Below are 11,628 nucleotides of genomic sequence, written 5' to 3'. Positions count from 1 at the left end.
TTGGCTGCAAGTCCTGTTTCGAATAATAATTAATAATGTCATCAATAGTAGCAAATGGGACATTTATATTTGAATCACTTGTAATTATCTTGATATAAAACCACTTTTCTGATGTATTTACATCTTTAATTTTAGCTTGGGGTGACTTTTTAGTTTAATGCTTCTTTTAAAGCAATTCCTGCCGTGAATACTGGAATGTTACCTGCCGGAAGTGACACCTTTTCGCCGGTTTTGCTGCTTTTTCCCGTGCGTGCTTTACGATAGCGTACATTAAATTTTCCAAAGCCGACTAGTTCAACTTCTTTTCCTTGCTTTAAGGCTTCAAATATGGATTCCAGCACTTGTGTAACAGCTTTTTCGGAGTTCTTTTTTGAAAAACCACTAGACTTATACACTTCTTCTATTAATTGTTCTTTATTCATTCACACTACCTCACTTCTATGATTATAGATTATGAAAATGAAAGGACTCATGTATGGATGCTAGTAAAAATAAACAAAAAGCTCTCCCACGATTAGGAAAGCTTGAAAAATTTCAATCTATTTTAGAAACGTTCTCAGCCTGAGGTCCGCGATTGCCTTGACCCACATTGAACTGAACGCGTTGACCTTCATCTAATGATTTGAAACCATCACCAACAATCGCACTGAAATGAACGAATACATCATTTCCGTCTTCGATTTCGATAAAGCCAAAGCCTTTATCAGCATTAAACCATTTAACTGTACCTGTTTGCATAGAATTCCTCCTAAAATAAATTTAACCATAACCATTTGTTTTGACTGCTAATATATATTAGCGGTCATTAGGTGTTATCAATGCATACAAGTTGATGTCCGCTAATGTTTAGGTTAAAATAATAATACCATGTCCGCTAATGTAAGTCAAGATTTGGAGGCTTTGCTAATGAGAGAGTCGACGGGGATTTCAGAACAGGGAGAGCAGACGATTCAGGATTTTATTTATGTCCTCAACACCCTTGGGAATTTGAATCCCAAAACATTAAAAGAATACGCAAGCGACTTGAAACATTTTATCAGTTGGTTTGAGAAAGCCGACCATCCAGAGGAAGACGTAGAGGTTATATTCCGAGTAGAAGAAGTTGCTGTTTCAACACTCATACGATATCGAGATTACGCGCAAAAAGTGATGAAATTGAAACCAGCAACCATTAACCGAAGGCTTATAACCCTGAAACGTTTTTTTGAATGGGCCATGTCGGAGTCCAGGATTCTCCGTGACCCTTCCAAGCCCATCAAATTGATTCCTGAAGAAAGGGTAAGCCCACGGCAGATGACAGATAAAGAAGAAGCTGCATTACTCTCTGCAGCTAAGAGCGGAGGTTCTTATCGAGATCATACTATTCTAATCGTGATGCTTAACACCGGCTTACGAACAATGGAGTTATGCAATTTGGCCCCCGGAGATATACAAATCGGAACACATAGCGCTCAGCTTATCGTTAGATCGGGAAAACTGAATAAACAGCGTGAAGTACCTTTGAACGATACGTGTAGATTTGCTTTAGAAAAATATTTAGAGTCACTCCCTCCAGACAGTCAATATTTGTTTCCTTCAGAGAAAACCGGTGACCGCTTGACTGAACGCGCTTTAAGGCATTTAATTCAGAAATATGTAAAAGCATCGTTGCTTGAAGGAATAAGCGCCCATGATTTAAGGCACCGGTTTGGTTATGTGATGGTAGAAAATACACCGTTGCACCGTTTGGCACAAATTATGGGACACGACAATCTAAACACAACGATGATTTACGTCAAGGCGATGCGTGCGGATTCCAAATTAGAAGTAGAAAAAACCGCGTTGGAATAACTAAATTTATAGTCTCTCTGTGCAGTAATGCAGATGATAAGTGCCTAATAAGTCCACGTTTCTCCGAATTAAACACTGGGATTTGATGAACCATTAAAGATCGTATTCCAAAGCAAGTGTACAACCGAAGTCGAAGGATTAAAAATCACTCCATTGAGTTGTTAGAAGAGAGGTGGATTACTTTTGAAACCATTGCTGTCATTTGTGCGGGGCCCGGCTTAGGTCTCATTGGTTACAACAGTCGATTCCCGATTAAATGAGTATCTAACTATGTTCCTGTGCAATTCATTGGATTGTGTTTTAAGGAATCGGGCTAATTGAAATGAAAAGGGGAAGTGATGTCGGGGGACAACAACATATTCCTATTGAAGTCGCTATTTTGCGGCTTTTTTTATGTTATCGGTACAAGTTCGTGTCCCGAGCCAAGGACAAGAACTTGTACCGATTGCCGGAATGGACAAGAACATGATCCTCTTTTTATTGAACTAACAGGCAGAGCTCAGAGCTTTATAAATAAAAAGTCATTTATGGTATTATATGTAATTATGGGGCGTTTGAAAATAGGGGAATCAATATATGGAACGAAAAATTCAACTAATGGAAACCTACGTAAATATCGATTTTGGAAACTCTCCGTTTTTAAAATTAGATAAAGGGTTGCAAATTCCTTACTCTTCAATCAAGGGAACAACAACAGGTAGACCGATACCAGATGGTTTTAAACTATATGGTGCTTTATTCGGGGAAATGAGAAATGGGTTATTTAGATCAGATGGTGGCTTTCAACTACACTTTTTTGAAAATGAGCTTGAAACCCTCCATTTAGATTTGAATAGCTTTAAAGTTGGTATGTTCAAAATATCAAAGTTGATCATTGGTGTTCAAAATCCTGAAGAAATAAGTAAAATTATTTCCGAAAGAGTGAAGTGATATCTGTTGAAGACCTGTTCACTAAACTAAAGCGTAACGATAGCTTAACAAAACGAGAAAGCGGAGAAACCTATCAAGGACATTCAAGTCGGAGATAAGGTTCTTGCCAAGCCTGATGAGACTGGAGAAGTGGCTTACACAGAGGTTGCTGGGCTGTTTCAGAAGAAGGCTTTCAACTCGTATTTTGTTTCTAACCTTGGAGTATGGGTTCATAACTGTGCATTGCAAAATGTATATAAATCAATTAAAGATGGACCTCTATATCCACAAGCATTCTCAGGTGCTAAAACGGAACTGTGAAAAACAAAGTGAACAACGGAGAATTACTAGAGGAATTACGAGCAATCGAATATCCGGTCAAGTAGTTAATGTCAAGGTGAAAAATGGGTGGAGCAACTCATTTAGTCAAATGCCTTAATAAGGAGTGGTATATTAAATTTACAAATTGAATTGAAGCATTCTGACGAAATTCAAAAGTTTTATGTATATTAAATCTTGGCATGCTTGATTCCTTGCTTGAGGGGGCAATAACATTTGAAGATGCTTACGCGTATCTATACCGTCCTTATGTAACACAACTTTTGGAACAAAATAATGCGAACAAGGAAACGATCGATTTATTTGAAGAATGCTGTATGTTGGAAGATATTCGAGATATAGCTCCCGAAAAGCTACAAAATGCACTTGAACTAAAAAAGAAAGAGACATTCGAATTACTTAAATCCACGCCCAGCTTGGGCGTCATCTATAGGGTGAAAGTCCCGAACGGGGGCTGGAAAACGCCTACCGTTAGCAAAGAGTATAAGGAGATGGTATCCAATGCAAAGAGTCTGCCCGGTTGCATGGTTTGTGAGAGTAAAATGCCAGCAGTGTTGACCGCTTGAAACGCCGAGAGGTCATTCAGGGCGATCATAGATGTTCACTTTAAGGGAGTTGCATCAAACTATCTTGAAGATTCAAATTTCGTCAAGAAATGAATGTGGGTCTTACTCAATATCTCGGTGAAAGTCCTTATATTAAAAAATGAGGTGAAGAATTAAAACTAATGCCAAGATGAAACAATACATTAATATGCTTATGACCTTATCATTGATGAGCTGCAACGTTTGAAATGACCATGTATAGTTAAACATGAAGAACATAAAGAATATAATGATTATGAATACATTCAAAAAGAAATATTTCGGACGACAACAACATATATACAACGGAAGCCGCATAAACCGCGGCTTTTTTATTTTTTGTATAGAAGTTCTTGTCGTGAGCTCAAGACAAGAACTTCTATACAATGCCGTGACAACTGCTACTATTGCCAACTGGCGGCATTGTACGAAATAACTCTTACAGTGACAATGAAAATTGTTCATTTAAAGGATATTCTATGCATTCGATAGGAAAGAATAGAATGGGGAATACAGTCAGGAGCTCATTGAGGCAGCTGAAAGAGCAGATATTGTAACCTTCTTTTAAGTGAATGGATTTTATTAAGAAATGTGAAACGGCTTGAATAATCCCATTGTTGGTATTAATATTATATTTGGAAACAATGGAGGTGTAACATGTCAAAGGATATATATGATGTAATGATAAATCCTACGCGAATGAGAATTGTACAGATACTTGCTTCGCAAGAAAAAAAGACAGCTACCGAGTTATGCGAATTAATAAGTGATGTTCCACGCACTACTCTATATCGGCATATCAACATCCTAATAGATGCCCATGTGCTGACAGTTGTTGAGGAAAGAAAAGTACGTGGAAGTGTTGAGAGGACTCTTTCGCTCAATACGGATGAATTGAGCAAGCAAAATACTATGGAGGACGTCCCAAAAAAGCTGTTTACGTTCCTTATGAACATCTATACAAAATTTGATAAGTATTTCAATCGAGAGAACTTTAAGCCGGGAAACAACAAGATATTTTTCAATAATACTATCTTAATGATGGACGATCGGGAGTTTGACCAATTCCTTTTGGAACTACAAGGCTTACTCATAAAACACTCGCACGAAATGTCAGAAGGAAGAAGACCAAGAGATATTTCAATTATATCTGCCCCCCCCCGGAGAAAGTGAGAAATAGAAATGCGTAAGCACTCAAGAAATAAAAGGTGGAAGAAAAAAATGTTGACTATTCTTGCTGTTATCCTATGCATTATGGTATCAATAAACCTTATTAGCCTAATTATCAATCAGGTGTTTTTTTCCAATGGGTTAGAAAAAATCATACCATATGGAGAAATGGTTGAAGTAAACGGTCAAAACATGCACATCTATTCAATGGGTGAAGGAGAAAAAACCATTGTGCTACTACCGGGTTTTGGAAATCCGTTGCCTTCTGCTGATTTCGGGCCGTTGATGCGAGAGTTATCAAAAAATTATACCGTTGTTTGTGTTGAGTATTTTGGTGTTGGTTTTAGTGATGAAACAGAAGTGCCGAGGACGAATGAAAATGTTACAGAAGAAATAAGAACGGCTTTATCTGAAGCTGGTTTTTCCGCTCCGTATTTACTAATGCCACATTCCGGATCTGGCATTTACACTGAACACTACGCATCAACATACCCTGATGAAATATCCGGAATTATTATGCTCGATCCTACATCATCGGCTACGAAGGGAGCCGATACACCCGGTTTTGTGTATGGGATAAGTAAGATACAGGAGGCTATTGGGCTAAGTAGATATGTTAATCCTCTTATCGTATCATCCGTGCTTTCCATGAAGGAATCCAATGGATATACCGAACAAGAAATTGATGATTACACCAAATTTATGAACCATGTAAATAATGATAATCTCATAGATCAGATGAAGCGTCTAAATGATAATATTCTTCAAGTAATGGATATGGATTTTCCAGAAAACATTCCTGTTTTAATAATAGGCGCCTCCAAAACAGGAGAGGAATACCATACAGAGCATTTGAAACGGCTCGGCCAGAACGCAGAATTAGCCATCCTTGAAGGATCACACTATATCTATCATTCCCAGCTTTCTGAAATACACAATAAAACCGACACATTCGTTGAAACACGGATAAAGTAATACCTTCACTTCGGGCAAAGTTGGCCCGAAATGCGAACACTCAAAACAGCCGCTACTTTAGTGTTTTGGTCGAGGTCATATGAGCAATATCTGATTGAAATAGAAGAGAATAGACGCCAACGAAAAGAATTCAAGCGTCTAGAACAAAGGGAGGAGGCTAATGCGGAGAGGGAAGCGCTTGAACTGAAGAAAACTAGACGCGATATCCATAAATACTCCAAGGATATTCTGGCAGAACGTTCGATGTTGAACAGAGGCATGACACCAAATGAAAAGCGTTTGTTCTTGACTCTGGCGAGTAAATATGAATTAGGGGCATACAATCTCGGTTGATCGGAGCATGGTGCATAATCCGAATGCCCAAGAGGTTTGGGTTAGCGCAGACGGCGAATCCGTCCGTATTGCGACAGGCGAAACGAAGAGGCTGAGATAACAAGCAAGGATCAAATAACCCCCATCTTTGACATCAAAGACGGGGGCTATTATGAGGACAGCGGAAGCAGCCGGTCTCCTATTACAAAGGGTACGAATACTGCGCTATTCCTGGAATCGTATAAACTCTGCTATAACCCGCATCTATAAGGGCTTGTGAAGCTATAGAACTTTTATACCCCTTTTGACAGTAAAGGATTAATGGAGTATCCTTTCGCACGCACACCGAGAACGGGTTATTGAAGATATCCTGTAACGGTATACAAATGCTTCCTCGGATATGCCCTGTTCGATAATCCTCATTCGTACGCACATCGACTAGCATTGCCGTAGGGTCACTCACCATCAGCTCCCATGCTTCATCAGGGGTCAGATGCTTACTTTGAAATACTCTGCCCTCAGTCCGAGGAATACGCTGCTCCCTATCAAGCATTCTTGCTACAATTACTTCTGCTTCCACACGAGTTAAGCTGCCCGCTGCATCGAACAGGTATGGGTCACGTCCGTGCATTATACCTTTTACATATATCTGCGCGATGTGCATGACGCAGGTACGGCAGGAATACAAGTCCCTAAGATATTCTGCCGCCGACCAATCCTGCTCGTCTCTTTCTCCGAATTCGGTCAGAAGGGCCTCATGAACGATTCTTGCAGCGGAACGGCGCTCAATGGGTTTGCTTATGTTGGTTAGATCATAGTCCTCAATTATTCCCTTATACAACGCGTAATCCATATAGCCTGACGACCAACTGCCGCGCGTTGGCTCTATATGGCCTTTTATGCTTCTAATGACCATGGTCACAAACTGTTCGGTAGTAATAAGATCCTCAATCATCAGCTTATAATACAGGAGTAACTCTTAGGGTAACATTGTCATAGGCGTCAATGCCTGTAACAGAGAAGGTCTTTGAAATGCTCGTTGTCACCTCGCCTGTCCATAAATCCTTTAGGCAATAGCTTGCTGCATGTTTGAATGTTTCAATATCAACCATTTTATGTCCAAGATAATCGATAATGCGGCTTACATCAACGGAGTGCTCCGTCGTATCTTTCGAGTCGCTGAGATTGATAAAGGATATGGCCATATCTCCGTTCGCAAGAGGCTTTGCCAGAATATCGACCCGGTTGTTATTCGCAATATAGGCCGTATCGGGATTGGCATGATCGATAGAGCAGTAAATTCTTTTGGCTTGGACACCGAGGGAATCCTGGTTCAAGGCGATGACCTCTTTGTTCGCAATAATCCTCCATAGCTCGTCGCCCTTAGCAATCCGTCTTAAATCCATTCCAAGCATAATCGGAGAATTCATCATGCACCACATCGTCATATGCGTTTTGCTCATGGTCGTTGTAATCCCGTTCATACCGATGACAAGCATATCGGGATCGTTCCACCCCTTATCAAGCCCGGCAAACTCATCCATAATAACCGCCTTGCTATATTGCGAGGTTATGCTTGCGGTATGGTTCGAACTCCATTCGGCGGAGCCCGGATTTCCATCGGAGCCGACGCTGAAGGTTATGTCGTTAAGAATACGCCAGGAGTCACCAACCTTATATCCCCAGTTTTGCGGCTGCGTTTTTCCCCATTCGCAAATGGAGAATACAATATCATGGTTAGGGTCAGCCTTGTTCAAGCCTTCCAGCAAAACCGCATAGGAATTAAGCGTATTTTCTTGTCTTCTATGATTCATAAGACGTATGATGTTCTCTCCTTCATTTAGGGAAACCGTTATTTCTTCCGAATCTGCAAAGGCAGCCGTACTTTCGGTAAGAGGAAGCAAATCATCGAAATATCGGGTTTCATTCTCTGCGCTTCCAACCGCAAGCTGAAGCCAGCGTCCCGTGCCATTCTCCTCGCCGCTTGCGTAATTAACGGTTATGGCGTAGTTTCCGCCTTCTGGCACGTTTACGGTAAACGCCAGCTCTCCCCAGCGGTCGCCTACAGGTGTTGTCCCCACGTTTGTTCCGTCGAAGGTGCCGATATGGGTCACGTAGTCGCCGCTATTTTTTGATGCACCTTGGCCTAGAAGCACACCGTCATTAACAGCATTTAAAGTGATATTCAGTTCTTCGCCCGTAACCGTAATGCTTCTGATATTCGGGGCGTAGGAATATTTGGCGTTTGTGGAGTCCGAGAACGTGGCGTTGTCCCAGAGGTAGTAGCAATTATCCACTTTGATAAAGTCAACCCCCCATTCTATATAAGACCTCGTGTCGACATCCTCAAAGCCGCAGGTGCCTACCGCGGAGCCTGCGCAAAGATGGGTGCCTATATCATTGTACATACCGAATTTAAGTCCCTTGCCGTGGATGTAATCGGATAGCGCCTTAAAGCCGCTTGGAAATTTAATCGTTTCGTTTGAAAGCAACCCGTTGACGCGTTCGGACTTATAGCAGCCGTCATCGAGCACGACATACTTGTATCCCAGCTCCGCAAGCCCCAAATCGACGATCGCGTCCGCCATCAACTTTGTGAGTGTCTCGCTGTTCTTGCTGCCGAAGGCATTCCAGCTGTTCCAGCCCATGGCAGGGAGGCGGCCCTGCTTTTTATTCAGAAGCACCTTGCCGTTCGAGAAAGCCGGAAACATGTAGTCGGGATCCATGATCTTGTCCGGCGCTGTCCTTGATGTAACTTTAGCTGATACTTTCTCCATAAGAAATCCTCCTCGCAAGTTGCATTTTTATTGTTATGATAGGATAAATAGTGAAGTAGATAAATGTGTTTTTATCGAGTGATTATGGGGAAATGTGATATAGTAGTTCCGGGAGCTGAATACAATGAAACTCTACTATGCGAAAAGTCCTTTAATCTCATCCGATATTTATCCCATGCAATATGGGGAACAGCAGTGCGATAACGGATATTCCTTCGGGCCCGCGGCGCGTAACTTCTATCTCATCCATTACATTTACAGCGGGCATGGCGAGCTGCATATTAATAAAAAAGTTTATCAAGTACACGCGGGACAGTTTTTCCTGATCTATCCGAAACAAACGGCCTATTATAAGGCGGATGACCATGATCCGTGGCTGTATCGCTGGATAGAGTTTGACGGCAGCTTCTCGGAGAAGATGATGTCCGTGACAGGCTTCTCGCATGAGAACCACGTCATAAATGATGATAACGGCGTCGGAAACGCGCTGAAGAATATAATCGATTTAGGCTGGACCGACTTTGAAACGATCATGAGCCATTTTTGGCCGTTTATCGCGGCGCTTACGAAGGGCAAATTATTGACAAAAGATGAGAATACGGCAGAAACCTATGTCTCTTATGCCAAAAACTATATAAGAAGCAATGTGCACAAACGGATAGCCGTTTCCGAAATTGCCCATTTTTTAAACATAGACCGCAGTCACCTGGCACGCATCTTCAAAAGCATTTGCGGCATAAGCACGCAGCAATTTATTATTTCTCTTAAAATGGAGATGGCTTCGCAATCTCTCAAAAAGAGCAGCATGACCATAAAAGAAGTTGCCAATAGTGTCGGATATGACAATCAGATGGAATTTTCAAAGCTGTTTAAAAAACACTTTAATATGACCCCCACGCAATGGAGAGAACGTGTTTTCTATCAACAGTCCATAAATAACTATGAATAAAAACGTAAATGACGCACGATGGGTGCGTCATTTTTTTGTGCACACTACTGTCTATTTCGTGCAATTCCATGCCTTGATAATCTTGGTTCACAATGAAAGCGATAATTTAATGTGACAGTATTGGGATATAGGGGTGGATATGAAATGAGAATGGTTGTTGACTATTATCCGGAGCACTGGGAGCGGTCGATGTGGGAGCAGGATGCAAGGCTAATGCGCGATACGGGAGTCCTCCTGATTCGCGTGGCCGAATTCGCCTGGTCGCGCCTAGAGCCGGAGGAAGGCCGGTATGCGTCTGGCTGGCTATTTGAAGTTGAATATACCAGGTACCAAAGTCTTTTGACTCTGAAGCTGATAATTGCGCTATTTACACCTCAAAATCTGAAAGTATGGTGGGAGTGTTAAAAAAAGTGTTGGTACAGGGCGGTTAATCATTGTCTCGAAGACGTGCTCGAAACCGTCATTGCCATATCCTTTGGCTACCATTTGATCGGCGACAGTCTAAATGGGGAGCAACCAGTCGGCTGTCACACCCAACTTCCGGCTGCTCTTGACGATGATATCCAGTCTTAGCTTATTGACCGCCATGTTGGACAACTCCGTCATATATAACCCTTCATCCAAGATGCGGGCGGAGTCCTTACTTGTCAATGCATGCAGCCAATAGCTTGCATAAGGCAAGAAGTTCTCCGCAGAAGCATTGGCCGTACGCAGCAACGCATGGGCATGAAAATAGCTGTACCAAGCGCCGTACAACATCGTAAGCATTGCTAGATCATACAAGAGTTCCACACCCGTATCTTCGCTAAAATAGGTTGTGCTTCCCTCCATAACTTGAAGGATCGGCTGATACGCATCAAAGAGTTCCTTTCTGCCGCCGTAGAGGATAAGTGCGTCTGGACTACCGATCAACGGGGGAACCGCCCATGATTGCCCCATCCAAATAATCGATTTTCTTGCTCAGAATCCATTCCTCCATGCGATGCGCTGCATCTCGAGTTCCGGTGGTCAAGTTGATGCTGACGTGCCGGCGAGCTCCGCATCGAGCGGCATCAGTGTGCTTTTAACAACTTCATATGTCGACAAACAGACCACAATTACACTGCCCTACTTTAACGGCCTCTGCTGCTGTTTCAGCTCGAACTGCCCCGTTGCCTACTAGACGCTCGGCTTATTCCGTAGATGGATTCCAGACAGTCACAGGGTGACCTGCCGCTAGATAAGCAGCCGCCAAAGCTTGGCCCATATTCCCGAACCCAATGACGGTAATATGGATAAAATCGGTTTCCTTGTCTGAGTTTTTATTAGACGAGTATTCTTTTATGGTTTTCCTCCTTAACTTTAATTCCTTGAAACATTGGCATATAATGGGATTAATACTAGTTGCAAGGAGGCTTGATTTATGAAAATAAGCGAATTATCCCGACTGACAAATGTCAGCACGCGCGCAATACGACATTATGAAGAAAAAGGGTTGCTCACTGCCGAAAGACTTGAGAACGATTACCGTGATTTCAACGAATCTGCCGTCGAACGGATCCGGTCAATTCAGCTCTACTTGAAGCTTGGCTTTACGGCAGATGAAATAAGGAGCCTGTTCCAGTGTGAGGTTGCGTCGCCGGATGATTACGAATACTGTGAAGAAATGCATGAAATCTACGAAGAAAAATTACGCAAGGTGAAAGGCCAGATCGATTCCATGCTGCAATTGAAGCGGCTCCTAGAACGGCAGGTTGCGCTTACGCTTGCCAGCAAAACGGAGAACCTGCGGGCTTCTGTCTAG

15 protein-coding genes are annotated in these 11,628 nt (G+C 42.2%); 9 read left to right on the top strand and 6 right to left on the bottom strand.

Annotation, left to right across the window (positions count from 1 at the left end):
* Positions 1-149: 149 nt before the first annotated feature.
* Together ACFSVM_RS09935 and ACFSVM_RS09930 are read right to left on the bottom strand one after the other, a co-directional pair.
* Entirely contained in the window at positions 150-422 is a 273-nt protein-coding gene (locus ACFSVM_RS09935; protein WP_379261800.1) for an HU family DNA-binding protein, read from the bottom strand.
* A 112-nt stretch (positions 423-534) separates the two neighbouring features.
* Positions 535-738 carry a cold-shock protein gene (locus ACFSVM_RS09930; protein ID WP_076314061.1) on the bottom strand — a complete coding sequence of 68 codons (204 nt, stop codon included), beginning with the start codon at positions 736-738 and terminating at the stop codon, positions 535-537.
* Positions 739-906: 168 nt separating this feature from the next.
* Between ACFSVM_RS09930 and ACFSVM_RS09925 the strand changes: the two genes are divergently transcribed.
* The 6 genes from ACFSVM_RS09925 to ACFSVM_RS09900 all read left to right on the top strand — a co-directional run bounded on the left by ACFSVM_RS09925 (position 907) and on the right by ACFSVM_RS09900 (position 6,140).
* Positions 907-1,830, top strand: a complete 924-nt coding sequence (locus ACFSVM_RS09925) for a tyrosine-type recombinase/integrase (protein WP_379261798.1) — start codon at positions 907-909, stop codon at positions 1,828-1,830.
* 576 nt (positions 1,831-2,406) lie between these two features.
* A complete protein-coding gene (locus ACFSVM_RS09920) occupies positions 2,407-2,760 on the top strand; it encodes a hypothetical protein (RefSeq protein ID WP_379261796.1) in 354 nt (117 codons plus the stop codon).
* A gap of 485 nt (positions 2,761-3,245) precedes the next feature.
* Entirely contained in the window at positions 3,246-3,644 is a 399-nt protein-coding gene (locus ACFSVM_RS09915) for a DUF3969 family protein (RefSeq protein WP_379262963.1), read from the top strand.
* Positions 3,645-4,319: 675 nt separating this feature from the next.
* Entirely contained in the window at positions 4,320-4,835 is a 516-nt protein-coding gene (locus tag ACFSVM_RS09910) for a helix-turn-helix domain-containing protein (protein ID WP_379261794.1), read from the top strand.
* Positions 4,836-4,883: 48 nt separating this feature from the next.
* Positions 4,884-5,807 (top strand): alpha/beta hydrolase, encoded by a 924-nt coding sequence (locus tag ACFSVM_RS09905; protein WP_379261793.1) that lies wholly within the window; start codon positions 4,884-4,886, stop codon positions 5,805-5,807.
* Positions 5,808-5,837: 30 nt separating this feature from the next.
* Entirely contained in the window at positions 5,838-6,140 is a 303-nt protein-coding gene (locus ACFSVM_RS09900; RefSeq protein WP_379261791.1) for a hypothetical protein, read from the top strand.
* Between the two features lie 181 nt (positions 6,141-6,321).
* On the opposite strand, the gene ACFSVM_RS09895 is transcribed toward ACFSVM_RS09900, so the two are convergent.
* Both ACFSVM_RS09895 and ACFSVM_RS09890 read right to left on the bottom strand, forming a co-directional pair.
* Positions 6,322-7,035 (bottom strand): rhodanese-like domain-containing protein, encoded by a 714-nt coding sequence (locus tag ACFSVM_RS09895; RefSeq protein ID WP_379261789.1) that lies wholly within the window; start codon positions 7,033-7,035, stop codon positions 6,322-6,324.
* Positions 7,036-7,078: 43 nt separating this feature from the next.
* A complete protein-coding gene (locus ACFSVM_RS09890) occupies positions 7,079-8,896 on the bottom strand; it encodes an alpha-galactosidase (RefSeq protein WP_379261787.1) in 1,818 nt (605 codons plus the stop codon).
* A 124-nt stretch (positions 8,897-9,020) separates the two neighbouring features.
* Between ACFSVM_RS09890 and ACFSVM_RS09885 the strand changes: the two genes are divergently transcribed.
* Both ACFSVM_RS09885 and ACFSVM_RS09880 read left to right on the top strand, forming a co-directional pair.
* Entirely contained in the window at positions 9,021-9,845 is an 825-nt protein-coding gene (locus tag ACFSVM_RS09885; protein ID WP_379261785.1) for an AraC family transcriptional regulator, read from the top strand.
* 144 nt (positions 9,846-9,989) lie between these two features.
* Positions 9,990-10,250, top strand: coding sequence for a beta-galactosidase (locus ACFSVM_RS09880; RefSeq protein WP_076314073.1), 261 nt, complete (start codon positions 9,990-9,992; stop codon positions 10,248-10,250).
* Between the two features lie 96 nt (positions 10,251-10,346).
* On the opposite strand, the gene ACFSVM_RS09875 is transcribed toward ACFSVM_RS09880, so the two are convergent.
* Together ACFSVM_RS09875 and ACFSVM_RS09870 are read right to left on the bottom strand one after the other, a co-directional pair.
* Positions 10,347-10,757, bottom strand: a complete 411-nt coding sequence (locus ACFSVM_RS09875) for an imine reductase family protein (RefSeq protein ID WP_379261783.1) — start codon at positions 10,755-10,757, stop codon at positions 10,347-10,349.
* A 259-nt stretch (positions 10,758-11,016) separates the two neighbouring features.
* Positions 11,017-11,091: a hypothetical protein gene (locus ACFSVM_RS09870; RefSeq protein ID WP_256702933.1), complete on the bottom strand. Its 75-nt coding sequence runs from the start codon at positions 11,089-11,091 to the stop codon at positions 11,017-11,019.
* Between the two features lie 156 nt (positions 11,092-11,247).
* On the opposite strand from ACFSVM_RS09870, the gene ACFSVM_RS09865 reads away from it, so the two are divergent.
* On the top strand, positions 11,248-11,628 hold the full coding sequence (locus ACFSVM_RS09865) for a MerR family transcriptional regulator (protein ID WP_076314074.1): 381 nt from the start codon (positions 11,248-11,250) through the stop codon (positions 11,626-11,628).

The organism is Paenibacillus shunpengii, from assembly GCF_042684905.1.
Lineage (GTDB): Bacteria > Bacillota > Bacilli > Paenibacillales > Paenibacillaceae > Paenibacillus > Paenibacillus shunpengii.
This window is presented reverse-complemented; position numbering and strand designations above follow the sequence as displayed.

Excerpts from the sequence above, each read along its gene's own strand:
- ACFSVM_RS09865 (WP_076314074.1), top strand. The coding sequence starts at position 11,248 with ATGAAAATAAGCGAATTATCCCGACTGACAAATGTCAGCACGCGCGCA.
- ACFSVM_RS09935 (WP_379261800.1), bottom strand. The coding sequence starts at position 422 with ATGAATAAAGAACAATTAATAGAAGAAGTGTATAAGTCTAGTGGTTTT.
- ACFSVM_RS09885 (WP_379261785.1), top strand. The coding sequence starts at position 9,021 with ATGAAACTCTACTATGCGAAAAGTCCTTTAATCTCATCCGATATTTAT.
- ACFSVM_RS09920 (WP_379261796.1), top strand. The coding sequence starts at position 2,407 with ATGGAACGAAAAATTCAACTAATGGAAACCTACGTAAATATCGATTTT.
- ACFSVM_RS09910 (WP_379261794.1), top strand. The coding sequence starts at position 4,320 with ATGTCAAAGGATATATATGATGTAATGATAAATCCTACGCGAATGAGA.
- ACFSVM_RS09880 (WP_076314073.1), top strand. The coding sequence starts at position 9,990 with ATGAGAATGGTTGTTGACTATTATCCGGAGCACTGGGAGCGGTCGATG.
- ACFSVM_RS09925 (WP_379261798.1), top strand. The coding sequence starts at position 907 with ATGAGAGAGTCGACGGGGATTTCAGAACAGGGAGAGCAGACGATTCAG.
- ACFSVM_RS09905 (WP_379261793.1), top strand. The coding sequence starts at position 4,884 with ATGTTGACTATTCTTGCTGTTATCCTATGCATTATGGTATCAATAAAC.
- ACFSVM_RS09900 (WP_379261791.1), top strand. The coding sequence starts at position 5,838 with ATGCGAACACTCAAAACAGCCGCTACTTTAGTGTTTTGGTCGAGGTCA.
- ACFSVM_RS09930 (WP_076314061.1), bottom strand. The coding sequence starts at position 738 with ATGCAAACAGGTACAGTTAAATGGTTTAATGCTGATAAAGGCTTTGGC.
- ACFSVM_RS09890 (WP_379261787.1), bottom strand. The coding sequence starts at position 8,896 with ATGGAGAAAGTATCAGCTAAAGTTACATCAAGGACAGCGCCGGACAAG.
- ACFSVM_RS09895 (WP_379261789.1), bottom strand. The coding sequence starts at position 7,035 with ATGGTCATTAGAAGCATAAAAGGCCATATAGAGCCAACGCGCGGCAGT.